Source organism: Streptomyces sp. NPDC050856 (assembly GCF_040653855.1).
Taxonomy (GTDB): domain Bacteria; phylum Actinomycetota; class Actinomycetes; order Streptomycetales; family Streptomycetaceae; genus Streptomyces.
Window position 1 is genome coordinate 114,886 of record NZ_JBFAGV010000006.1, and the last position, 22,288, is coordinate 137,173.

Annotated in this window: 18 protein-coding genes; 12 read left to right on the forward strand and 6 right to left on the reverse strand. The window is 73.0% G+C overall.

What is annotated here, in order from left to right; translation table 11 throughout:
• Positions 1–14: 14 nt before the first annotated feature.
• The 8 genes from AB0H53_RS08060 (at position 15) to AB0H53_RS08095 (ending at position 10,435) form a co-directional block, all read left to right on the forward strand.
• A complete protein-coding gene (locus AB0H53_RS08060; RefSeq protein WP_362108752.1) occupies positions 15–1,070 on the forward strand; it encodes a 3-isopropylmalate dehydrogenase in 1,056 nt (351 codons plus the stop codon).
• A 227-nt stretch (positions 1,071–1,297) separates the two neighbouring features.
• Positions 1,298–2,407 carry a branched-chain amino acid aminotransferase gene (locus tag AB0H53_RS08065; protein WP_362108754.1) on the forward strand — a complete coding sequence of 370 codons (1,110 nt, stop codon included), beginning with the start codon at positions 1,298–1,300 and terminating at the stop codon, positions 2,405–2,407.
• A gap of 561 nt (positions 2,408–2,968) precedes the next feature.
• Positions 2,969–3,682, forward strand: coding sequence for an urease subunit gamma (gene ureA / locus AB0H53_RS08070; RefSeq protein ID WP_362108756.1), 714 nt, complete (start codon positions 2,969–2,971; stop codon positions 3,680–3,682).
• The gene (locus tag AB0H53_RS08075) at positions 3,682–5,364 is read left to right on the forward strand and encodes an urease subunit alpha (protein WP_362108758.1); all 1,683 of its coding nucleotides are present in this window, start codon (positions 3,682–3,684) and stop codon (positions 5,362–5,364) included. Before ureA ends, AB0H53_RS08075 begins: the two co-directional genes overlap by 1 nt.
• 13 nt (positions 5,365–5,377) lie before the next feature.
• The gene (locus AB0H53_RS08080) at positions 5,378–6,448 is read left to right on the forward strand and encodes an agmatine deiminase family protein (RefSeq protein WP_362108760.1); all 1,071 of its coding nucleotides are present in this window, start codon (positions 5,378–5,380) and stop codon (positions 6,446–6,448) included.
• 90 nt (positions 6,449–6,538) lie between these two features.
• A complete protein-coding gene (locus tag AB0H53_RS08085) occupies positions 6,539–7,114 on the forward strand; it encodes a TetR/AcrR family transcriptional regulator (protein WP_362109046.1) in 576 nt (191 codons plus the stop codon).
• 281 nt (positions 7,115–7,395) lie between these two features.
• Complete coding sequence (cimA, locus tag AB0H53_RS08090) at positions 7,396–9,039, forward strand: citramalate synthase (protein ID WP_362108762.1); 1,644 nt, start codon at positions 7,396–7,398, stop codon at positions 9,037–9,039.
• 49 nt (positions 9,040–9,088) lie between these two features.
• Positions 9,089–10,435 (forward strand): hypothetical protein, encoded by a 1,347-nt coding sequence (locus AB0H53_RS08095; RefSeq protein WP_362108764.1) that lies wholly within the window; start codon positions 9,089–9,091, stop codon positions 10,433–10,435.
• Positions 10,436–10,481: 46 nt separating this feature from the next.
• Here the strand turns inward: AB0H53_RS08095 and AB0H53_RS08100 are convergent, their stop codons facing one another.
• The 3 genes from AB0H53_RS08100 to AB0H53_RS08110 all read right to left on the reverse strand — a co-directional run bounded on the left by AB0H53_RS08100 (position 10,482) and on the right by AB0H53_RS08110 (position 13,808).
• Positions 10,482–11,720: a 4-hydroxybenzoate 3-monooxygenase gene (locus tag AB0H53_RS08100; protein ID WP_362108766.1), complete on the reverse strand. Its 1,239-nt coding sequence runs from the start codon at positions 11,718–11,720 to the stop codon at positions 10,482–10,484.
• A gap of 66 nt (positions 11,721–11,786) precedes the next feature.
• Positions 11,787–12,389 (reverse strand): YceI family protein, encoded by a 603-nt coding sequence (locus tag AB0H53_RS08105; protein ID WP_362108768.1) that lies wholly within the window; start codon positions 12,387–12,389, stop codon positions 11,787–11,789.
• A 177-nt stretch (positions 12,390–12,566) separates the two neighbouring features.
• Positions 12,567–13,808 (reverse strand): glycoside hydrolase family 64 protein, encoded by a 1,242-nt coding sequence (locus AB0H53_RS08110; protein WP_362108770.1) that lies wholly within the window; start codon positions 13,806–13,808, stop codon positions 12,567–12,569.
• A 137-nt stretch (positions 13,809–13,945) separates the two neighbouring features.
• On the opposite strand from AB0H53_RS08110, the gene recQ reads away from it, so the two are divergent.
• The 4 genes from recQ to AB0H53_RS08130 all read left to right on the forward strand — a co-directional run bounded on the left by recQ (position 13,946) and on the right by AB0H53_RS08130 (position 20,506).
• Positions 13,946–15,799, forward strand: coding sequence for a DNA helicase RecQ (recQ, locus tag AB0H53_RS08115; protein ID WP_362108772.1), 1,854 nt, complete (start codon positions 13,946–13,948; stop codon positions 15,797–15,799).
• A 468-nt stretch (positions 15,800–16,267) separates the two neighbouring features.
• The gene (locus tag AB0H53_RS08120) at positions 16,268–18,550 is read left to right on the forward strand and encodes a polysaccharide lyase 8 family protein (RefSeq protein ID WP_362109048.1); all 2,283 of its coding nucleotides are present in this window, start codon (positions 16,268–16,270) and stop codon (positions 18,548–18,550) included.
• Between the two features lie 153 nt (positions 18,551–18,703).
• Positions 18,704–20,287 carry an acyl-CoA carboxylase subunit beta gene (locus tag AB0H53_RS08125; protein WP_362108774.1) on the forward strand — a complete coding sequence of 528 codons (1,584 nt, stop codon included), beginning with the start codon at positions 18,704–18,706 and terminating at the stop codon, positions 20,285–20,287.
• A 12-nt stretch (positions 20,288–20,299) separates the two neighbouring features.
• Positions 20,300–20,506 carry an acyl-CoA carboxylase subunit epsilon gene (locus tag AB0H53_RS08130; RefSeq protein WP_362108776.1) on the forward strand — a complete coding sequence of 69 codons (207 nt, stop codon included), beginning with the start codon at positions 20,300–20,302 and terminating at the stop codon, positions 20,504–20,506.
• Positions 20,507–20,636: 130 nt separating this feature from the next.
• Here AB0H53_RS08130 and AB0H53_RS08135 read toward each other — a convergent pair whose 3' ends face one another.
• From AB0H53_RS08135 to AB0H53_RS08145, 3 genes are all read right to left on the reverse strand, one after another.
• The gene (locus tag AB0H53_RS08135; RefSeq protein ID WP_344431943.1) at positions 20,637–21,218 is read right to left on the reverse strand and encodes an ATP/GTP-binding protein; all 582 of its coding nucleotides are present in this window, start codon (positions 21,216–21,218) and stop codon (positions 20,637–20,639) included.
• Positions 21,199–21,768 (reverse strand): DUF742 domain-containing protein, encoded by a 570-nt coding sequence (locus AB0H53_RS08140; RefSeq protein ID WP_362108778.1) that lies wholly within the window; start codon positions 21,766–21,768, stop codon positions 21,199–21,201. The genes AB0H53_RS08135 and AB0H53_RS08140 overlap by 20 nt, the downstream gene beginning before the upstream one ends.
• Before the next feature lie 96 nt (positions 21,769–21,864).
• Positions 21,865–22,278 (reverse strand): roadblock/LC7 domain-containing protein, encoded by a 414-nt coding sequence (locus AB0H53_RS08145; RefSeq protein ID WP_006127847.1) that lies wholly within the window; start codon positions 22,276–22,278, stop codon positions 21,865–21,867.
• Positions 22,279–22,288: the final 10 nt, after the last annotated feature.

The window sequence follows — 22,288 nt, forward strand, 5'->3', positions numbered from 1 at the left end:
AGTAGGGTGCGGGCATGTCTCGCAGCATCGATCTCGCAGTGGTCCCGGGTGACGGCATCGGCCCGGAGGTGGTGGCCCAGGGCCTGAAGGTCCTGCGCTCCGTCCTCCCGCACGATGTGAAGTTGGAGACCAAGGAGTACGACCTCGGCGCCCGCCGCTGGCACCGCACCGGGGAGACCCTCCCCGACGCGGAGCTGGCGGCGCTGAGGGCCCACGACGCCATCCTGCTCGGTGCGATCGGTGACCCGTCCGTGCCGTCCGGGGTGCTGGAGCGCGGGCTGCTGCTGAAGCTCCGCTTCGCCTTCGACCACTACGTCAACCTGCGTCCGTCGAAGCTCTTCCCCCATACGGCGACGCCGCTCGCCGGACGCCCCGACATCGACTTCGTGGTCGTCCGCGAGGGCACCGAGGGCCCGTACACCGGCAACGGGGGGAGCCTGCGCACCGGCACCCCCGCCGAGATCGCCACCGAGGTCAGCGTCAACACCGCGTACGGCGTCGAGCGCGTCGTCCGGGACGCGTACGAGCGTGCCCGGGTCCGCCCGCGCAAGAAGCTGACGCTGGTCCACAAGAACAACGTCCTCGTCCACGCCGGCCACATGTGGAAGAACATCTTCGACAAGGTCGGCGAGGAATACCCCGAGGTCACCACCGACTACCTGCACGTCGACGCGGCGACGATCTTCTTCGTCACACAGCCGGAGCGCTTCGACGTCATCGTCACCGACAACCTCTTCGGTGACATCCTCACCGACCTGGCCGCCGCCGTGACCGGCGGCATCGGCCTGGCCGCGTCCGGCAACATCAACCCCACGGGTGAGTTCCCGTCGATGTTCGAGCCCGTCCACGGCTCGGCGCCCGACATCGCGGGGCAGGGCAAGGCCGACCCCACGGCGACGATCCTGTCCGGCGCGCTGCTGCTGCGCCACCTCGGCCACGAGGCGGAGGCCGTCCGCATCGAGGAGGCGGTCGCCGCCGACCTCGTGGAGCGGGACGGCGCGGCCGCGCGGACGACGGACGAGATCGGCGACGCGCTCGCGGTACGCGTGGCGAGCCGGCCCGCCGACTGAGGTCCCCCACCACAGCCGCCGGGTCGCGACCGCACCCGGCGGCTTCTCGTGCGCCGCTGCGGGTGTCACCATCAACCCTGGACCGCACTCGTGCCGTTTCTTTCCCGGAGTCACGCGGGCGATAATCGAACGCGGGGCCGCGGCATGCGGGAAAGCTCGGACGTCCTTGCAGCAGTAGCGGCGTGAGCGCGGTCCGTCACAACCAACCGGTGAAGGACACAGCACTCATGACGACGCCCACGATCGAGCTCAAGCCCTCTTCGAACCCGCTGTCCGACGCGGAGCGCGAGGCGATTCTGGCCAACCCCGGGTTCGGCCGCCACTTCACCGACCACATGGTGACGATCAAGTGGACGGAGGGCCGGGGCTGGCACGACGCACAGCTCACGCCGTACGCGCCGCTGTCGATCGACCCGGCGAACATGACCCTCCACTACGCGCAGGAGATCTTCGAGGGGCTGAAGGCGTACCGCCACCCCGACGGCTCGGTCGCCACCTTCCGTCCCGAGGCCAACGCCGAGCGGTTCCAGGCCTCCGCCCGCCGGATGGCGATGCCCGAACTGCCGGTCGAGACCTTCGTGGCCGCGTGCGACGCGCTGGTCCAGCAGGACAAGGCGTGGGTGCCGGCGCACGGCGGCGAGGAGTCGCTCTACCTGCGCCCGTTCATGATCGCCACCGAGGTCGGCCTGGGCGTGCGTCCGGCCAACGAGTACCTCTTCCTGGTGATCGCGTCGCCGGCCGGCGCGTACTTCCCGGGCGGGGTGAGGCCCGTCTCGATCTGGCTGTCCGAGGACCGCGTCCGGGCCGTCCCCGGCGGCATCGGCTTCGCCAAGACGGGCGGCAACTACGCGGCGTCCCTGCTGGCCCAGGCGGAGGCCGCCGCGAAGGGCTGTGACCAGGTCGCCTACCTGGACGCGGTCGAGCACAAGTGGGTCGAGGAGCTCGGCGGCATGAACCTGTACTTCGTGTACGGGGCCGGGTCCGGCGGCGGGAGGACGAGGATCGTCACCCCCGAACTGACCGGCTCCCTGCTGGCCGGCATCACCCGTGACTCGCTCATGACGCTCGCGCGGGACCTCGGGTACGAGGCGGAGGAGGGCCGGGTCTCCATCGACCAGTGGAAGCGCGACACCGAGAACGGCACGCTCACCGAGGTCTTCGCCTGCGGCACGGCGGCGGTCATCACCCCGGTCGGCCGGGTGAAGTCCAACAGCGGCGAGTGGACCCAGTCGGGCGGTGAGCCGGGCGAGGTCACGTTGCGGCTGCGCAAGGCGCTGCTGGACATCCAGACGGGCAAGGCGGCGGACGTCCACGGCTGGACGCACGAACTGGCCTGAGCCCCTCTCCCTGGGCGCGGGCCCCGACTTCCCCGGGCGCGGGCCCGGGCTCCTCACGGGGCCCGGGCCCGCGCCCGGTTCCGCTTCCGGGGGCCGCTGCCCCCGCCGCCAGGGGATGAGACCGTGCCCCGGACGCTCCGGGGGCTCTGCCTGCCCCGGAAGCGGCGGCGGGGCGGCCCGCCGTACCGGACCGAGCGGCGGATGCGCGCCCGTCGGTGCCGGCCCGCCGGCGCCCCGGGTGCGCGCCACCGTGGCGAGGCGGCCGTACGCCATGGGCGCGCCCGGACCGGGCGGCGCCGCCTGGGCGGGGGCCGCCCGGTCCGGGCGCCGGCCCCATGGGCGACCGGGCACGCCCCGCCGCGCCCCACCCGTCGGGACCGGGCGGCGCGCCGCACCCGTGCGCTCCGCGCCACCGCCAATGGAAGGGCCCGCTCCGTACCGGATCCCTGTCGGCCGATCCATTTAGAGTGACACTCGAAAATTCACCCTCTTATGCGCGCCATGGGTTTGCGCACCGCCATCCGGCGGTTAGAGTGACGCTCGAACAGGAGGTGTGCTGACGTGCGACTGACTCCCACGGAGCGCGACCGGCTGCTGCTCTTCGGCGCCGCCGAGCTGGCCCGGGCCCGCCGGGCGCGGGGCCTGCGGCTCAATGTCCCCGAGGCGACCGCCCTGATCGCGGACACGGTCTGCGAGGCCGCCCGCGACGGGCGCAGGCTCGCGGAGGCCGTGGCGGCGGCCCGCTCGGTACTGGGCCCGGACGACGTGCTGCCCGGCGTCGCCGAGGTCGTGACCGAGGTGCATGTGGAGGCCGTCTTCGACGACGGTTCCCGGCTCGCCGTGGTCAGCGACCCGATCGGCTGGGGGGCGCCCCGCGCGGCAGGGGGAGGCGGCGGGGACGCCCCCGGGGCGCTGCTGCCTGCCCCCGCCCACCCCGAGCCGGAGCCGGCCGTCACGCTGACCGTACGGAACACCGCCACCGTGCCGGTCAGCGTCACCTCGCACTTCCACTTCTTCGAGGCGAACCCCCGGCTGCTGTTCGACCGGGCCGCCGCCTACGGCATGCGGCTGTGCGTCCCGGCCGGCTCCTCGGTGCGCTTCGACCCCGGCGGTGAGGCCGAGGTCGGGCTGGTCCCGATCGGCGGCGCGCGGATCGCGGTCGGCTTCGCCGGGCTGGTCGACGGCCTGCTGGACGCGCCGGGCGCGAAGGCCCTGGCGCTGCGCCGGGCGGCTGCCTGCGGCTACCTCGGGGCGGAAGAGTCGGAGGACCGGTGATGGACCCCTACGAGTACGCGTCGGTGCACGGCCCGCGCGCCGGCGACCGCGTCCGCCTCGGTGACTCGGGCCTGACCGTCCGGGTCGAGTCGGACGCGCAGAAGCCGGGTGAGGAGTTCCTGGCCGGCTTCGGCAAGACGGCCCGCGACGGACTGCACCTGAAGGCCGCCGCCGTCCGCGACACCTGTGACGTCGTGATCAGCAACGTCCTGGTCGTCGACGCCGTCCAGGGCGTCCGCAAGGTGTCCATCGGCATCCGCGAGGGCCGTATCCACGCCATCGGCCGGGCCGGCAACCCCGACACCCTCGACGGTGTCGACGTCGTGGTCGGCACCGGCACGTCGATCGTCCCCGGCGAGGGCCTGATCGCCACCGCCGGGGCCGTCGACACCCATGTCCACCTGTTGTCGCCGCGCATCATGGAGGCCTCGCTCGCCTCCGGCGTCACCACGATCATCGGCCAGGAGTTCGGCCCGGTGTGGGGGGTCGGCGTCAACTCGCCCTGGGCGCTGCGCCACGCCTTCAACGCCTTCGACGCCTGGCCGGTCAACATCGGCTTCCTGGGCCGCGGTTCCTCCTCCGACCCCGCCCCGCTGGTCGAGGCGCTCGCCGAGGGCGGCGCCTCCGGCTTCAAGGTCCACGAGGACATGGGAGCCCACACCCGCGCCCTGGACACCGCGCTGCGGGTCGCCGAGGAGTACGACGTCCAGGTCGCCCTGCACAGCGACGGCCTGAACGAGTGCCTGTCGGTCGAGGACACCCTCAAGGTCCTGGACGGCCGCACCATCCACGCCTTCCACATCGAGGGCTGCGGCGGCGGCCACGTGCCCAACGTGCTGAGGATGGCGGGCGTCCCCAACGTCATCGGCTCGTCCACCAACCCCACCCTCCCCTTCGGGCGGGACGCGGTCGCCGAGCACTACGGGATGATCGTCTCCGTACACGACCTGAAGACCGACCTGCCCGGCGACGCCGCCATGGCCCGCGACCGGATCAGGGCGGGCACCATGGGCGCCGAGGACGTGCTGCACGACCTGGGCGCGATCGGCATCACCTCGTCGGACGCGCAGGGCATGGGCCGGGCCGGCGAGACCGTGCGCCGGACCTTCGCCATGGCGGCCAAGATGAAGGCCGAGCTCGGCCCGCTGGAGGGCGACGGGGACGGCGACGACAACGCGCGCGTCCTGCGCTACATCGCCAAGCTCACCATCAATCCGGCCATCGCCCACGGCCTCGCCCACGAGGTGGGCTCGATCGAGGCGGGCAAGCTCGCCGACATCGTGCTGTGGCGCCCGGAGTTCTTCGGCGCCAAGCCGCAGCTGGTGCTGAAGTCGGGCTTCCCGGCCTACGGCGTCGTGGGCGACCCGAACGCCGCCACCGACACCTGCGAGCCGCTGGTCCTCGGGCCGCAGTTCGGCGCGTTCGGGGCGACGGCCGCCGACATCTCGGTGGCGTTCGTCTCCGGGGCCGCCGCGCAGGCGGGCAACGACCTGATGCCCACCCGCCGCCGCCGGGTCGCCGTGCGCGGCACGCGCCGCATCGGCCCCGCCGACCTGCTCCTCAACTCCCGGATCGGCGAGGTCGCCGTGGACGCCCGCACCGGACTCGTCACGCTCGACGGCGACCCGGTGCGCTCGGAACCCGCCGACTCCGTCTCCCTCAACCGCCTCTACTTCCTCTGAGGACACCCGCCCCATGAGCACCTTCCGCATGCCCGCCGAGTGGGCTCCGCACGAACGCACCTGGATGGCCTGGCCCGGGCCCAACCCGACCTTCGCCGACGCCGCCGAACTGCGCGAGGCCCGGGAGGCGTGGGCGGCGGTCGCCCGTGCCGTACGCCGCTTCGAGCCGGTCACCGTGGTGCACGGCCCCGGCCAGGAGGCGTCCGCGCGCGAACTGCTCGGCCCGGGCATCGACCTGGTCGAGCGGGACCTGGACGACGCGTGGATGCGCGACATCGGCCCCACCTTCGTCACCGACGGCACCCGGCTGGCCGCCGTGGACTGGGTGTTCAACGGCTGGGGCGCGGCCGACTGGGCCCGCTGGGAACACGACGCCGGGATCGCCCGCCAGGTCGCGGACCTGGCCGGGGTCCCGGTGCACAGCTCCCCCCTGGTCAACGAGGGCGGCGCCGTCCACGTCGACGGAGAGGGTACGGTCCTGCTCACCGACACCGTCCAGCTCGGCCCCGAGCGCAACCCGGGGTGGACCCGCGAGCAGGTCGAGGCCGAGATACACGCCAGGCTCGGCACCACCAAGGCGATCTGGCTGCCCCGCGGCCTGACCGGTGACTACGGCAGGTACGGCACGCGTGGCCATGTCGACATCGTCGCCGCCTTCGCCCGCCCGGGCGTCGTCGTCGCCCACACCCAGCCCGACCCCGCCCACCCCGACCACGAGGTGTGCGCGGCCACCGTGGACCTGCTGCGTGCGCAGACCGACGCCAGGGGCCGCCGCCTGGAGGTCGTCGAGGTCCCGGCACCCACCGTCCTGCGGGCGGACGGCGAGTGGGTCGACTACTCCTACATCAACCACTACCTCTGCAACGGCGGCGTCGTGCTCTGCGCCTTCGACGACCCGCGCGACGAGATCGCGGCCGGGATCTTCCGCCGCCTCTTCCCCGGCCGCACGGTGACCCTGGTCGACGCCCGCGCGATCTTCGCGGGCGGCGGCGGCATCCACTGCATCACCCAGCAGCAGCCGAAGGTCCCGGGCACCGGCGGCCCGAGGGGCCGGGGCCCGGGGGGGCCCGGGGCGATCGGGTAGAACGTACGGGTGAACGCCGCACCGCACCCCGGACCCCGCAGCACCCCCGCCGCCGCGCGGCGGCGCAACGCCGCGCCGCCGCGCGAGGAACTGCTCGCCACCGCCATGGCGACCATCGCCGAACGCGGGCTGGAGGGGCTCACCATGGCGGGGCTGGGGCGCGAGGTGGGGATGAGCAGCGGACACCTCCTCTACTACTTCCGCACCAAGGACGAGCTCCTGCTCCAGACCCTGGAGTGGAGCGAGGGCCGGCTCGGCGCCGAGCGCGGCGCCCTGCTGTCACGGCCGGCCCCGGTGCGCGAGCGCCTGGGCGCGTACGTCGACCTGTACGTGCCCGACGGGCCGCGCGACCCGCACTGGACGCTCTGGCTGGAGGTCTGGAACCGCTCGCAGAACGCCGACGACGACGCCCGCGCCCGCCAGGCGGCCATCGAGGGGGCCTGGCACCGCGACCTGGTGGCGCTGCTCGCCGAGGGCATCTCACGCGGCGAGCTGCGCCCGGTCGACCCCGACCGGTTCGCGGCCCGGCTGCGCGCCCTGCTGGACGGGTTCAGCGTCCATGTGGCGGTGGGACTGCCGGGCACCGGGCGGGACCAGGTCCTCGTCCACGTGCGGGAGTTCGTCGAGGACGCGCTCGCCCCGGACGGGCCGCCGACCGCATCGTGAGACCGCGCCCCACCGGTGTCCTGGTCTGTGGCAGACTGCCCGCGTGCTTGCTACCGCCATGATTATGGACAGCAGCGCGCCGGTCCGCAGTGACCACTGAACCGCGGCAGCACCCCGCGTTCCGTGGACACCGTGCCCCAGACCCGCGCGCAGACCTCTCGCACCCGCGAGGGGTTTTTTCGTTTTTCGGCCCGACCCCGGCCGAAGGCGCCCGCGCGTGAGAATGGGGGCAAGTGGAGCCCGCTATTCCGGAGCCACGTCCGACAGGAGCCAACACCGCCATGACCACGGAGACCGACGACAGCCGCGAGGGCAGGGGCCGTGACGGCACCAGCCGCGCCGACGACAGCTTCCATGTCTTCGACACCACGCTGCGCGACGGCGCCCAGCGCGAGGGCATCAACCTCACGGTCGCCGACAAGCTGACCATCGCCCGGCACCTGGACGACTTCGGGGTGGGCTTCATCGAGGGCGGCTGGCCCGGCGCCAACCCCCGCGACACCGAGTTCTTCGCCCGCGCCCGCCAGGAGATCAGCTTCCGGCACGCCCAGCTCGTCGCCTTCGGCGCCACCCGCCGACCGGGCGCCACCGCGGCCGAGGACCCGCAGGTCAAGGCGCTGCTCGACTCCGGCGCCCCGGTGATCACACTGGTCGCCAAGTCGCACGACCGTCATGTCGAGCTGGCCCTGCGCACCACCCTGGACGAGAACCTGGCCATGGTCCGCGACACGGTCTCGCACCTGCGCGCCCAGGGGCGGCGGGTCTTCGTGGACTGCGAGCACTTCTTCGACGGCTACCGGGCGAACCCCCAGTACGCCAAGGCGGTCGTCCGCGCCGCGCACGAAGCGGGCGCCGACGTGGTCATCCTCTGCGACACCAACGGCGGCATGCTCCCCGCCCAGGTCCAGGCCGTCGTCGCCACCGTCCTGGCCGACACCGGCGCCCGCCTCGGCATCCACGCCCAGGACGACACCGGGTGCGCCGTCGCCAACACCCTCGCCGCCGTCGACGCGGGCGCCACCCACGTCCAGTGCACCGCCAACGGCTACGGCGAGCGGGTCGGCAACGCCAACCTCTTCCCGGTCGTGGCGGCTCTGGAGCTGAAGTACGGCAAGCGGGTACTGCCCGAGGGCGCGCTGGCCGAGATGACCCGCATCTCGCACGCCATCGCCGAGGTGGTCAACCTGACCCCCTCCACCCACCAGCCCTACGTCGGCGTCTCCGCCTTCGCCCACAAGGCCGGCCTGCACGCCTCGGCCATCAAGGTCGACCCCGACCTCTACCAGCACATCGACCCCGAGCTGGTCGGCAACACGATGCGGATGCTGGTCTCCGACATGGCCGGCCGCGCCTCCATCGAGCTCAAGGGCAAGGAGCTCGGCTTCGACCTCGGCGGCGACCGGGAGCTGGTCGGCCGGGTCGTGGGGCGCGTCAAGGAGCGCGAGCTGCGGGGCTACACCTACGAGGCCGCCGATGCCTCCTTCGAACTGCTGCTGCGCGAGGAGGCCGAGGGCCGCGCCCGCCGCTTCTTCCGTACCGAGTCCTGGCGCGCCATCGTCGAGGACCGCCCCGACGGCACCCACGCCAACGAGGCGACCGTGAAACTGTGGGCCAAGGGGGAGCGGATCGTCGCCACCGCCGAGGGCAACGGCCCCGTCAACGCCCTGGACCTGGCGATGCGCGTCGGTCTGGAGCGGATCTACCCGCAACTGGCCAAGCTGGAGCTGGTGGACTACAAGGTCCGCATCCTGGAGGGCAAGCACGGCACCCAGTCCACGACCCGGGTACTGATCACCACCAGCGACGGCAACGGCGAATGGTCCACCGTGGGCGTCGGCGAGAACGTCATCGCCGCCTCCTGGCAGGCGCTGGAGGACGCGTACACCTACGGCCTGCTCCGGGCCGGTGTCGACCCCGCGGAGTGACTGCCGAAACCTATGTCTTGTTTGCCCGTGTTCGGGTAGCGTCAATGATATGAGGACCAGGCCGTTCACCCTTCTGTCGGCCCTGGCGGGGCTGGCACTGCTGATACTCCTGGCCCTGGCCCCCGGCGCGGGCGCCAGGGCCACGGGCGTGCAGGACGCGGCCGAGGCCCTGAGACAGGGCCCGGTGTACGTCCACCCCGGCGCGGCCGGCCAGCTCTCGCGGGCCGAGGCCGACGCCCTCGCCGACAAGATCAGGGAAGCCGACAAGCCGGTCTTCGTGGCCGTGCTGCCCGCCACGGCGGAGTTCCCGCCGCGGACCCTGCTGCGCGACCTGCGCACCGAGACCGGTGTCACGGGCGTGTACGGGGTGCGCCTCGGCGACCGGTTCGACGCGGGCGCCGACCGGGCCGTGATGTCCAACCGGGCGGTGGAGAACCTGGTCGCCGCCGTGGACGGGCCCGGTGTCGACGCGTCCACCCAGCTCAACGACTTCGTGGACCAGGCCCTGCGCCAGGCCCGCGGCTCCGCCCCCAGCACCTGGGCGGGCGTGCCCGGCGACGGCGTGCCCGTCGGCGGGCTGATCACGCTGGGCGCGGTGGCGGCGGCCGGTGGCGCGACCGCGTTCGCGGTGGCCCGCCGCAACCGGCTGCGCAAGGAGGCCGAGGAGCGCGCGGCGCTGGACCGGCTCCGGGTCGTCGTGGACGAGGACATCACCGCCTTCGGCGAGGAACTGGACCGGCTCGACTTCCACCCGGCCGAGCGCGGTGCCGATGACGCGATGCGCGCCGACTACGAACAGGCCCTCGACTCGTACGACAGGGCCAAGACCCTGATGGGCCAGGCCCGGCACCCCCACGACGTACGGGGCGTGACCGAGGCCCTCGAGGACGGCCGCTTCGCGCTGGCCGTCCTGGCCGCCCGCCGCGAGGGCCGCCCGCTTCCCGAGCGGCGGGCACCGTGCTTCTTCGACCCGCGCCACGGGCCGGGCGTCACCGACCTGGAGTGGGCGCCGGCCGGCGGCGCGGTGCGCGAGGTGCCGGTGTGCGCGGCGGACGCCCAGCGGGTGAAGGCGGGCCAGGACCCGATGGTCCGCACCGTCGACACCGACTACGGCCGCCGCCCCTACTGGGAGGCCGGACCGGCGTACGGGCCGTGGGCCGGCGGCTACTTCGGCGGCGGTCTCCTGCCCGGGCTGCTCATGGGCACCATGCTGGGCTCGATGCTCGCCACCCCGGCGTACGCGGCGGAGTACGGCGGCGGGGCCTTCGAGGGCGGTGACTTCTCCGGGGCCGACTTCAGCTCCGGAGACTTCGGCGGTGACTTCGGAGGTGGCGGCGGCTTCGGTGGTGGTGACTTCGGGGGCGGCGGCGGCTTCGACGGCGGCGGCGGATTCTGAGCGCGGCGGCCGCCCCGCGGCCGCCCCCCCCGGCCGGCCGGGGGCTTCAGCGGTCGGCGTCCTTGCCGATGTACACCTCGGCGAACGCCCGCGCCGCGGCCGGCGACCCCAGGATCCGCCGCAGCCGGGCGTCGGCCGAGCCGGCCCGGAACGGATCGCCCGACGAGGCGCCGTGCAGGAGTTCCGACAGCCAGAGCGAGAACTCCTGGTACTGCCAGACCCTGCGCAGGCAGGCCTCCGAGTAGCCCGCGAGACCGCTGTCGTCACCGCCGCCCTCCCCGTCGGCGCCGAAGTGCCGCACGAGGGCGTCGCCCAGCAGCAGCGCGTCGTGCAGCGCCAGGTTCATCCCCTTCGCGGCGATCGGGGCCACCAGGTGGGCGGCGTCGCCCGCGAGGTACAACCGCCCGTACGTCATCGGTGCCACCACGTAGTTGTGCATGTCCAGCACCCGCTTCTCGACCAGCGGCCCCTCCACCAGCGGCGGTGCCCCGTCGGCCGCCAGGCGGTGGCGCAGCTCCGACCACACGCGCTCGTGCGGCCAGTTCTCCGGGTCGTCCCCCGGCGGGCATTCCAGGTAGTAGCGGGTGAGACGCGGGCCGCGGGCCATATGGGCGGCGAAGCCGCGGGGGTGGAGGCCGAAGACGACGCAGTCGGACGACGGTGGCGCCTCGGCCAGGAGCGCGAGCCAGCCGATGCCGTAGTCGTGCCGGGCGAGGGTGGTGTGCTCCGGTGGCAGGTACGAGCGCGTCACGCCGCGCGCCCCGTCACAGCCGGCGATCACCTCGCACTCGACGCGCCGGCGCTCGCCGGTGCGCGGATCGGTGTACGAGACAGAGGGCCGATCGGTGTCGACGGAGTGCAGCTCCACGTCCCGCACCCCGAAGCGGACGTCCCCGCCCGCACCGTCCGCGTACGCCCGCAGGAGATCGGTCACCAGCAGCGGCTGCGGGTACACGAAGTGCCGGTGCCCGGACAGTTCCCCGTACCGGAACCGGCTGCGACCGCCCGCCCGGCGGAACTCGAACTCGCCGTGCGTCTGCGCCGCTCGCAGCAGCCGGCCGGCCAGGCCCCGCCGGTCCAGGGCCCGTACCGCCCACTCCTCCAGGAAGCCGGCCCGGGGCCGCTCTTCGATGTACTGCCTGCTCCGTGTCTCCAGGAGTACGCAGTCGACGGAAGCGGCCCGCAGGACGTTGGCGAGGGTGAGGCCGGCGGGACCCGCGCCCACGATGACGACACGGGTCCGCCGCACCGGTGTGGGGACGGTCGGGGAGGGGGCGGCGGTCATCCGAGCATTATGGCGGTGACCGGTCAACGCCCGTACGGCGCGGGGGAGCGGCCCGGGGTGCCCGGGTCAGGCGGCGCTCCGGATCGCGGAGATGTCGAAGCTGAGGCGGACCTTGTCGCTGACCATGACGCCACCGGCCTCCAGCGCCGCGTTCCACGTCAGGCCCCAGTCGGAACGCAGGATCTCGGCGCCGCCCTCGAACCCGACGCGCTCATTGCCGTACACGTCGGTGGCCGAGCCGTTGAACTCCAGGTCGATGGAGAGCGGGCGGGTGACGTCCTTGATGGTCAGGTCCCCGGTGATGCGGTAGCGGTCGCCACCCAGCGCCTCGGCCGAGGTGGACCGGAAGGTCATCGCCGGGAACCGCTCGGCGTCGAAGAAGTCCGGGCCGCGCAGGTGGGCGTCGCGGTCGGCGATGCCGGTGTCGATCCCCGTGATGTCGACCTCGATGGCGGCCGTGGAGCGGGCCGGGTCCGACCCGTCGAGGCGCAGCGTGCCCTGGAAGGCCCCGAAGGTGCCGCGCACATTGGTGACCATGGCGTGGCGGACGGTGAAGCCGATGCTGCTGTGGGCCGGGTCGATGGCGTAGTCGCCGGTCAGCGCGGCCAGGGCCGGGTCCACGGCGGCGGGCGCGGCGACGGTGGCGGTGTTGCGGCTGAAGAGACCCATGGTGTGCTCCTTGACGAGGTTGGTTGAACCTTCAACGACAACGACCGTAACGCTATTCCGTTGAAGGTTCAACCTTTTCTCGCGAAGAACCCCCGCCGACCCCGGACCCGGCGCGTCCCCGGCTCCGCCCCGGTCCGGTGGGGGCCCGCTCCGGTGCGGGGCCCGGTCCCGGTGCCGCTAGGAGCCGACCGAGACCGTGAAGCGGCGGGGGTTGGGGTCGTGGGCCGCGCCCGAGACGTCCGGCCGCCCGTCCGGGCGCACGTCGTCGTAGGGGAAGGCGTAACCGATCGGCGTGTTGGCGTGCACCACGCGCGACCAGTGGTTGGTCGACGGGTCGCGGTAGTAGTCCGAGGGCGCCGGACCGTTCGGCTGGTCGGGGTGGGTGAGCAGGGTGCTGCGGTTGAAGCCCGCCGCCAGCCGCGCCAGCAGTGCCTTGCGGTCGTCGGAGTCGCCCGGGTTGTTGGCGAACGGTCCGTGGTTGCAGGTGAAGACGTCCTTCGACGTCGGCTTGGTGAAGCTGTGGCCACCGCTGAAGGTGAGGACGTCGCCGTTGACCCGACCCACCCGGACCCCTCGCCCGCCCTGGAGGTCGATGCGCAGGTCCGTGGTGCGGTACTTCTGCCACACCCGGTCGATGTAGCCGGTGAAGGCGTCGCGGAAGGGCATCTGGTCCGGGCGGTCGAAGTGGGGCGCCATGAGGTTCTGCGGTGAGATCACCCGCAGCACCGAGCCGTCGGGTGCCCGTACCACCAGCTTGTCCCAGGGCCGGCCGTCCCGGGCGGCCTGCGCGGCCAGTCCGTCGGCGATCCGCTGGAGCGCGCCGGCCGGCAGCGGGGCCACGGTGTGGGTGGCGTCACCGGTGAGCGTCAGCCCGATGGGCAGGGCGGTCACCAGGTCGACGTAGCTGATGTTGGCGTAGAGCTGCTGGGAGTTGAAGGTGAACTCGCAGAACGACCACACCCGTTTGTGGTTCGGGTCGGCCGGTGTCGCGAAGGCCGGCTCGACCAGGGCGGGGCCGGGGTTGAGGAAGAAGCTCAGCTTGTCGTCGCGGACGAAGTAGACTCGCGCTCCGTACATCTGAGGCAACGTCAGAACGACCGGGCCGGCGCCCGCCGGGCGCAGCGGGATGGCGCAGTCCACGGGCAGCGGGGTCATCGTGGTGGACGGCGACTCCGGGCGGTAGACGCCACCGCCCGGGCGCAGCAGCAGCCACCGGCCGGTGGCCTGCTCGTGGCCGGTGACGTAGGCGTGCACCGTGCCCGGCAGCGACCTGTTCTCCAGGGCGAGCTCGCAGGTCGCGGGGGCTCCGGAGGCGGTGCGGGTGCCGAAGGCGGCGGTGGCGGCGGTCGCGGCGGCGGCGGCCGAGCCGGTGAGGAAGAGCCTGCGGGACGGGCGGGACGCGGGCGTGGGGGAATCCATGACGACTCCTTGTGGGGAGAGGAGTGGTGGGGATGCCGCTCACTCTGGCCGGGGCCATGACAACCGTCAATACTTGGGACTGAGAGCGCTCTCAGAATTTTTCCGCGTTCACCACTCGTAGCCGTAGACTCGGCCGGGTGACTTCCCCCGGCGACGCCCACGAGCCCGACGACCAGATCCTCGGAACGCTGCGCCGGGTCTTCGGCTACGACGCCTTCCGCGGTCCGCAGCGGGAGATCATCGACCAGGTGGTGGGCGGCGGCGACGCGCTGGTCCTCATGCCGACCGGCGGCGGCAAGTCGCTCTGCTACCAGATCCCCGCACTCGTGCGCCCGGGCACCGGCGTGGTGATCTCGCCGCTGATCGCGCTCATGCAGGACCAGGTCGACGCCCTGCGCGCGCTCGGCGTACGCGCCGGGTTCCTCAACTCCACCCAGGACATGGACGAACGGCGGCTCGTCGAGGCCGAGTTCGCCGCCGGGGAGCTCGACCTGCTCTACCTCGCGCCGGAGCGGCTGCGCGTCGACTCCACGCTCCAGCTCCTCAAGCGCGGCACGATCTCGCTCTTCGCCATCGACGAGGCGCACTGCGTGGCCCAGTGGGGCCACGACTTCCGGCCCGACTACCTCCAGCTCTCCGCGCTGCACGAACGCTGGCCCGACATCCCCCGGATCGCGCTCACCGCCACCGCGACGCCCGCCACCCACGCGGAGATCGCGGCCCGGCTGAACCTCACCGGGGCCCGTCACTTCGTGGCCGGCTTCGACCGGCCCAACATCCAGTACCGCGTCGTCCCCAAGTCCGACCCCAAGCGGCAGCTGCTGCGCCTGCTGCGCGAGGAGCACCCCGGCGACGCCGGCATCGTGTACTGCCTGTCCCGGGCGTCGGTGGAGAAGACGGCCGCGTTCCTGGTGGAGAACGGCATCGAGGCGGTGCCGTACCACGCCGGGCTGGACGCCCGCACCCGCGCCGCGAACCAGTCCCGGTTCCTGCGCGAGGACGGCCTGGTCGTCGTGGCCACCATCGCCTTCGGCATGGGCATCGACAAGCCCGACGTGCGGTTCGTCGCCCATCTCGACCTGCCCAAGTCCGTGGAGGGCTACTACCAGGAGACCGGCCGGGCCGGGCGCGACGGGCTGCCCTCCACGGCGTGGCTGGCCTACGGCCTCCAGGACGTGGTCCAGCAGCGCAAGATGATCGACGGTTCGGAGGGCGACGACGAGCACCGCCGCCGCCTCGCCGCCCACCTCGACGCCATGCTCGCCCTGTGCGAGACGGTCGAGTGCCGCCGGGTGCGGCTGCTGGCCTACTTCGGTCAGGAGTCCGCCCCGTGCGGCAACTGCGACACCTGCCTCACGCCGCCGAAGTCCTGGGACGGCACCATCGCGGCCCAGAAGCTGCTGTCGACCGTGGTACGGCTCAAGCGCGAACGGAACCAGAAGTTCGGGGCGGGCCAGCTCGTCGACATCCTGCTCGGCCGCAAGACGGCCAAGGTGATCCAGTTCGACCACGACGCGCTGAGCGTCTTCGGCATCGGCACCGAACTGAGCGAGGCCCAGTGGCGGGGCGTCGTACGCCAGCTCCTCGCCCAGGGGCTCCTGGCGGTCGAAGGCGAGCACGGGACGCTGGTCCTCACCGACGCCTCGGCCGAGGTGCTGGCCGGCCGGCGGGAGGTGCCCATGCGCAGCGAACCCGAGCGGCCGGCCAGGACGGCCTCCCCGGGCAGGTCCGGCAAGGCGGGCCGCGCCCCGGCGGCGGACCTGCCGGCAGAGGCCGTGCCGGTCTTCGAGCGGCTGCGGGCCTGGCGCGCCGCCACCGCCAAGGAGCAGGGCGTACCCGCGTACGTCATCTTCCACGACGCCACCCTCCGGGAGATCGCCATCGCCCCGCCGGCGTCGCCGGCCGAGCTGGGGACGGTGACCGGCGTCGGCGAGAACAAGCTCGCCAAGTACGGCCAGGGCATCCTCGACGCGCTGGCCGCCGAGGACTGAGCCTCGCCCCCGGACCCGGGGGCGCCGGTCCGGCCGACGCTTCCGGTCCTCCCGCCCGTCGCCGCCGTCCCCGGCGGGCGGTGCCCGTCCCGGCGGGCGGGAGCGACCCGGCGGCGACCGGCTCTCTCCGGGCCCCGGCGCGGGCTCCCGCGCCGGTATCTCCCAGGAGCACACGGCCGCCGAGGCGGGGACCGGGCAGCCGCGCGGCGCGGGACACCGCGGCGGAGTCCGCGTCCGACCCGGGGCCCGCCCAGGGCGGACGCCAGGCGCGCCGCCCACGGCCGGGTCCCCCCGCGCGGGACGCCCGGGGCCTCTCCGGCCGGTCCGGTGCGGCCCATTGAGCACCGCGGGTGCCCGTGGTACACCGGCCCGGCCGGTCCACACCACGTCCTCCGGGAGGTCCCCGTGCCACCGATCGTGCCCGACTGGCCCCGCCGTGCCTTCCTCGCCGCCGGCGCCGCCACCGCCCTGGGGCTCACCGTGCCGCCTCCCGCCCGTGCCGCCCACCGGGCCGCGCCCGACGACGAGTTCGCGGCGCTGCGGCTGCGCTGGACCGGGCTGCAGCTCGGCACCGGTTACGACCCGGCCGCCGAGCCGTACGCCTCGCGCCTCGCCGAGACCGGTGACCTGGCCGCCCGTCACCTGGCCACCATGGCCCCCACCGCCACCTCCCTGTGGCCCGGCCACCGGTTCGACCCGCCCTCCGGGATCACCCAGAGCTACCACCGGCTGTGGACCATGACCCAGGCGTACGCCCAGCCCGGCACCGGCCGCACCGGTGATCCGTCCCTGCTCACCGCCGTGCTGCGCGGCCTGGACCACCTCTCCGAACGGGTCTACAACCCGTCCACCACCCGGTACGGCAACTGGTGGGAGTGGCAGATCGGCAGCCCCCGCCTGTTGATGGACATCGCCGTCACGCTGTACGAAGCCCTCGGTCCGGACCGGGTCGGAGCGGCCTGCGCCGCCGTCGACCACTTCGTCCCGGACGCGATGCTCGGCGACTACGGCGGCACCTCCACCGGCGCCAACCGCGTCGACCTGTGCCGCGTGGTCGCCCTGCGCGGTGTCGCCGGCCGGTCGCCGGCCAAAGTGGCCCTGGCTCGTGACGCCCTGTCACCGGTCTTCCCGTACGTGACCGAGGGCGACGGGCTCTACGCCGACGGCAGCTTCGTCCAGCACACCTGGGTCGCCTACTCCGGTACGTACGGGCAGGTGCTCCTGGACGGCCTGGGACGGCTGTTCGCCCTACTGGCCGGGACGCCCTGGGCCGTCACCGACCCGAACCGCCAGATCGTCCTGGACAGCGTCGAGCACGCCTACGCCCCGCTCGTCCACAACGGGCTGATGATGGACTGCGTCAACGGCCGGGCCGTCAGCCGGGGCATCTCACGCAACGACCCGCGCCGCGTCCTGCGCGGCGACCATTTCCACGGCCAGGGCGTCATCGCCGCCATCGCGCTGCTGGCCGGTGCCGCGAGCCCCGCCGAACGCGACCGGTGGCACGCGCGAGTCAAGGGCTGGATCGACCGGGACACGGTCAGCCCGGTCCTCACCGCTCCCCAGTTCGGCGTCGCCGACCTGGCCCGGCTGCACGCCGTGGCCGCCTCGCCGGTACCCGCCGCCCCGGAGCCGGCCGGCCACCGGCTGTACGCCGCCATGGACCGGGCCGTGCACCGCCGCCCCGGGTGGGCGGCGGCCGTCGCCATGGCCTCGGACCGGATCACGTACTACGAGTGCGGCAACGGCGAGAACCCGCGCGGCTGGCACACCGGCGCGGGCATGCTCTCCTGGTGGGGGCCCGGCGGCGACGCCCAGTACACCGACTGGTTCTGGCCGACCGTCGACCCCTACCGGCTGCCCGGCACGACCGTGTCGACCAGACGGCTGGCCGACCGGGAGGGCGGCGAGTGGGGCGCGCCGAAGCCGGACGTGCGCTGGGTCGGGGGAGTCACCGACGGCGAGTTCGCCGCCGTGGGACAGCACCTGCGCGGTCTCGGCTCCACCCTCCGGGCCCGCAAGTCCTGGTTCTGCGCCGCCGACGCGGTCGTCTGCCTCGGCGCGGGCATCAGCGCCACCGACGGCGTGCCGGTCGAGACCGTCGTGGACAACCGCCGCCTGGACGACGCGGGTGACCAGCGCCTCACCACCGGAGCCCGCTGGGCCCATCTCGAAGGCCACGGCGGCTGGGTGCTCCCGCACGGCACGCGGAACCTGCGCACCCTGCGCGAGGACCGCACCGGCGCCTGGAGCGACATCAACGCCACGGCCGTCACCGAGCGCCGTACCCGCCGCTACCAGACGCTCTGGCTGGACCACGGGACCGATCCGGCCGACGCCCGCTACGCCTACCTGCTGATGCCGGGCGCCACCCGCCGGGCCGTGGCCGCCCGCGCGCACGACCCGCACTGGCTGCGGATCCTCGACAACACCGCGGCCCGCCAGGCCGTCACCGTCCCCTCGCTCGGCCTGACCGCGGCGAACTTCTGGCGGGCCGGTACGGTGGGGGCGCTCACCACCACGGCGCCGGCCAGCGTCCTGGTGCGCCGCCGCGGACGCGGGGCCACGGTGTGCGTGAGCGAGCCGCCGCGCACCGGTGAGCCGCTGGAGATCACCTGGCACCGCCCGGTCCGCCGGGTCCTGAGCGCCGGTCCCTCGGTCGAGGTGCTGGCCACCGGGCGGGCCCTGGTGCTGCGCGTCACCCCGGGAACGGAGGGCGCGAGCCACCGCTGTGAGGTAGCTCTCAGCTGAGGGCTTGTGGAGGTCCCACAACCCCGCACGCCCCTGGGCTGGCACTTCGCCTGTACCGCCGAATGGTTCTGTTCAAGGGTGACAGGAGATGGGTTCTTAGACTGTACGGAGTCGACGGCGGGATTTTCTTGGTCGACTTCGTAGGGTCAGTACATGACCGTTGTCGACGAAATCCAGGGCGAGCCCACCGATGCCCGCGGGCGGGTGGCCGAGCTGCGCGCGCTGCGCGAGGAGGCCCGCCGCGGCCCGAGCGACCGGGCGACCGAGGCACAGCACGCGAAGGGCAAGCTGACCGCCCGTGAGCGCATCGAGCTGCTGCTCGACCCGGGTTCGTTCAACGAGGTCGAGCAGTTGCGGCGGCACCGCGCCACCGGGTTCGGGCTGGAGAGCAAGAAGCCCTACACCGACGGGGTCATCACCGGCTGGGGCACGGTCGAGGGCCGGACCGTCTTCGTCTACGCGCACGACTTCCGGATCTTCGGCGGCGCGCTGGGCGAGGCCCACGCCACCAAGATCCACAAGATCATGGACATGGCCATCGCGGCCGGCGCACCGCTGGTGTCGCTGAACGACGGCGCCGGCGCCCGGATCCAGGAGGGCGTCTCGGCCCTGGCCGGTTACGGCGGCATCTTCCAGCGCAACACGCGCGCCTCGGGCGTCATCCCGCAGATCAGCGTGATGCTGGGCCCGTGCGCCGGTGGCGCCGCCTACTCCCCGGCGCTGACCGACTTCGTGTTCATGGTCCGCGAGACCTCGCAGATGTTCATCACCGGCCCCGACGTCGTCAAGGCGGTCACCGGTGAGGAGATCACCCAGAACGGCCTGGGCGGCGCGGACGTCCACGCCGGGACCTCCGGCGTGGCGCACTTCGCCTACGACGACGAGGAGACCTGCATCGCGGAGGTGCGCTACCTGCTGTCGATGCTGCCCTCCAACAACCGCGAGAACCCCCCGGCCGTCCCGTGCGAGGACCCGGCCGACCGGCGCGGCGAGGTGCTGCTGGACCTGGTCCCGGCCGACGGCAATCGCCCCTACGACATGCACAAGGTCATCGAGGAGCTCGTCGACGACGGCGACTGCCTGGAGGTCCACGAGCGCTGGGCCCGCAACATCATCTGTGCCCTGGCCCGGCTGGACGGCCAGGTCGTCGGCATCGTCGCCAACCAGCCGCAGACCCTGGCCGGGGTGCTGGACATCGAGGCGTCGGAGAAGGCCGCGCGGTTCGTCCAGATGTGCGACGCCTTCAACATCCCGATCATCACCCTGCTGGACGTCCCCGGCTTCCTGCCCGGCGTCGACCAGGAGCACGGCGGCATCATCCGCCACGGCGCCAAGCTGCTGTACGCGTACTGCAACGCCACCGTCCCGCGGATCTCGCTGATCCTGCGCAAGGCGTACGGCGGCGCGTACATCGTCATGGACTCCCAGTCCATCGGCGCCGACCTCACTTACGCCTGGCCCACCAACGAGATCGCCGTGATGGGCGCCGAGGGCGCGGCCAACGTCATCTTCCGGCGCCAGATCGCCGACGCCCAGGACCCCGAGGCCATGCGCGCCCGCATGGTCAAGGAGTACAAGGCCGAGCTGATGCACCCCTACTACGCCGCTGAGCGCGGTCTGGTCGACGACGTGATCGACCCCTCCGAGACCCGCGAGGTCCTCATCAGGTCCCTCGCGATGCTCCGCACCAAGCACGCCGACCTGCCCTCCCGCAAGCACGGCAACCCGCCTCAGTAACAGGAGCGCCCTGTGACCACCCCCGCCCCCGCATCCCTGCTCCGTGTCGAGAAGGGCCACGCCGAGCCCGAGGAGCTCGCGGCCATCACCGCGATCCTGCTGGCCCGCGCCAACGCCCGCCCGGCCGACGCCCCGGCCCGCCGTTCCGGCTCCACCGCCGGCTGGCGCCGCCTGGAGCGCACCCCCGGCTTCCGGGCCGCCCACTCCTGGCAGGGCTGACCGCGCCGTCACGAAGGGCCCCGCACTCCTCGGAGTGCGGGGCCCTTCCGCGTCCCGCCCGGCAGGCACCGGGTACGGCGACGGCCCGCGCACCAGGGAGTGCGCGGGCCGTGGCGGTACGGGACGGTGACTACCGGAGCCGGGCCATGAGGGCGTGTTCGACGAGGGTGATGAGGGCGCTCTTGGCGTCGGCGCGGTGGCGGGCGTCGGTGGTGATGATGGGGGTGTCGGGGCCGATCTGGAGTGCTTCGCGTACTTCTTCGGGGGTGTAGGGCTGGTGTCCGTCGAAGCCGTTGAGGGCGATGACGAAGGGCAGGCCGCTGTTCTCGAAGTAGTCGACCGCGGGGAAGCAGTCGGCGAGGCGGCGGGTGTCGACGAGGACGACGGCGCCGATGGCGCCGCGTACGAGGTCGTCCCACATGAACCAGAAGCGGTCCTGTCCGGGGGTGCCGAACAGGTAGAGGATGAGGTCCTGGTCCAGGGTGATGCGGCCGAAGTCCATGGCCACGGTGGTGGTGGTCTTGTCCCCGGTGTGGGTGAGGTCGTCGATGCCGGCCGACGCGGACGTCATGACGGCCTCGGTACGCAGCGGGTTGATCTCCGAGACGGCGCCGACGAACGTGGTCTTGCCCACGCCGAAGCCGCCCGCCACCACGATCTTCGCGCTGGTGGTTGAGCGGGCTGCACCGCCGCTAGAGCTTGCGAAGTCCACTGAGCACCCTTTCGAGCAGTGTCACGTCTGGCTGGCCGCCGGCGGACTCGTCGCCGCCGGGCTGGTGGATGGCGACAAGTCCGGCCTCCGCCAGGTCGGCGACGAGGATCCGGGCAACGCCGAGGGGAATGGAGAGAAGCGCCGAGATCTCGGCGACCGACTTGATCTCGATGCACAACCGGCAGATCCGCTGGTGCTCGGGCAACTGCCCGTGCAGCCGGGACGGATCGGCCGTGGTGGACACCAGCGCCTCGATGGCGAGCTGGTACCGCGGCCGGGTCCGGCCGCCGGTCATGGCGTAGGGACGGACCAGCGGCGAATTGCCGCCGGACGCCCCCGAGGGCTCCGGTGCCCGGCGCCGCTGCTGCGCCGGCTGGACGCGCGGTGCCTGCGACCGGAGGTACGAGGGCTGCTGCTGCGGCTGCTGGTAGGACGGCTGACCGCCCTGCCCGCTCGGTGCGGAAGGAAAGTTGAAGCGGTTCTGAGCGGTCCCACCCTGCGACTGGTGAGCACCGTCATAGGGGTGGTGTCCGCCTGGGGGTGTTGCCACGTTTCCTCCTCCGACTGCCGGTCGCCGGTCCATGTCCCTGTGGAGCCGCGCCACCGCACCTTATGGCGCGGTGGCGAGAAACGCACGGTCCGTCTGTTAGTTGAGCAGACTTCCCTGGAGTTCCGCGCGCAGGTCCGGGGTGAGGACACTGCCCGCTCGGTCCACCAGAAGAGCCATCTCGTAACCGACGAGACCGATGTCGGCGTCGGGGTGGGCGAGGACGGCCAGCGAGGAGCCGTCCGAGATGGACATGATGAAGAGGAACCCCCGCTCCATCTCGACGACGGTCTGGTTGACCGCGCCGCCCTCGAAGATCCGGGACGCGCCCGCGGTCAGCGAGGTCAGTCCGGAGGCGACGGCCGCAAGCTGGTCGGCACGGTCACGGGGGAAACCCTCGGACATCGCCAGCAGGAGTCCGTCGGCGGAGACCACCACCGTGTGGGACACCCCGGGGGTGTTGTCCACGAAGTTGGTGATCAACCAGTTCAGATTCTGCGCCGCCTGGCTCATCGGGCTCACA

Bases quoted from the DNA above. Each gene is read 5' to 3' on its own strand.
- cimA (WP_362108762.1), top strand. From the start codon at position 7,396: ATGACCACGGAGACCGACGACAGCCGCGAGGGCAGGGGCCGTGACGGC.
- AB0H53_RS08065 (WP_362108754.1), top strand. From the start codon at position 1,298: ATGACGACGCCCACGATCGAGCTCAAGCCCTCTTCGAACCCGCTGTCC.
- AB0H53_RS08125 (WP_362108774.1), top strand. From the start codon at position 18,704: ATGACCGTTGTCGACGAAATCCAGGGCGAGCCCACCGATGCCCGCGGG.
- AB0H53_RS08110 (WP_362108770.1), bottom strand. From the start codon at position 13,808: ATGGATTCCCCCACGCCCGCGTCCCGCCCGTCCCGCAGGCTCTTCCTC.
- AB0H53_RS08105 (WP_362108768.1), bottom strand. From the start codon at position 12,389: ATGGGTCTCTTCAGCCGCAACACCGCCACCGTCGCCGCGCCCGCCGCC.
- AB0H53_RS08080 (WP_362108760.1), top strand. From the start codon at position 5,378: ATGAGCACCTTCCGCATGCCCGCCGAGTGGGCTCCGCACGAACGCACC.
- AB0H53_RS08095 (WP_362108764.1), top strand. From the start codon at position 9,089: ATGAGGACCAGGCCGTTCACCCTTCTGTCGGCCCTGGCGGGGCTGGCA.
- AB0H53_RS08060 (WP_362108752.1), top strand. From the start codon at position 15: ATGTCTCGCAGCATCGATCTCGCAGTGGTCCCGGGTGACGGCATCGGC.
- AB0H53_RS08145 (WP_006127847.1), bottom strand. From the start codon at position 22,278: ATGAGCCAGGCGGCGCAGAATCTGAACTGGTTGATCACCAACTTCGTG.
- AB0H53_RS08075 (WP_362108758.1), top strand. From the start codon at position 3,682: ATGGACCCCTACGAGTACGCGTCGGTGCACGGCCCGCGCGCCGGCGAC.
- AB0H53_RS08100 (WP_362108766.1), bottom strand. From the start codon at position 11,720: ATGACCGCCGCCCCCTCCCCGACCGTCCCCACACCGGTGCGGCGGACC.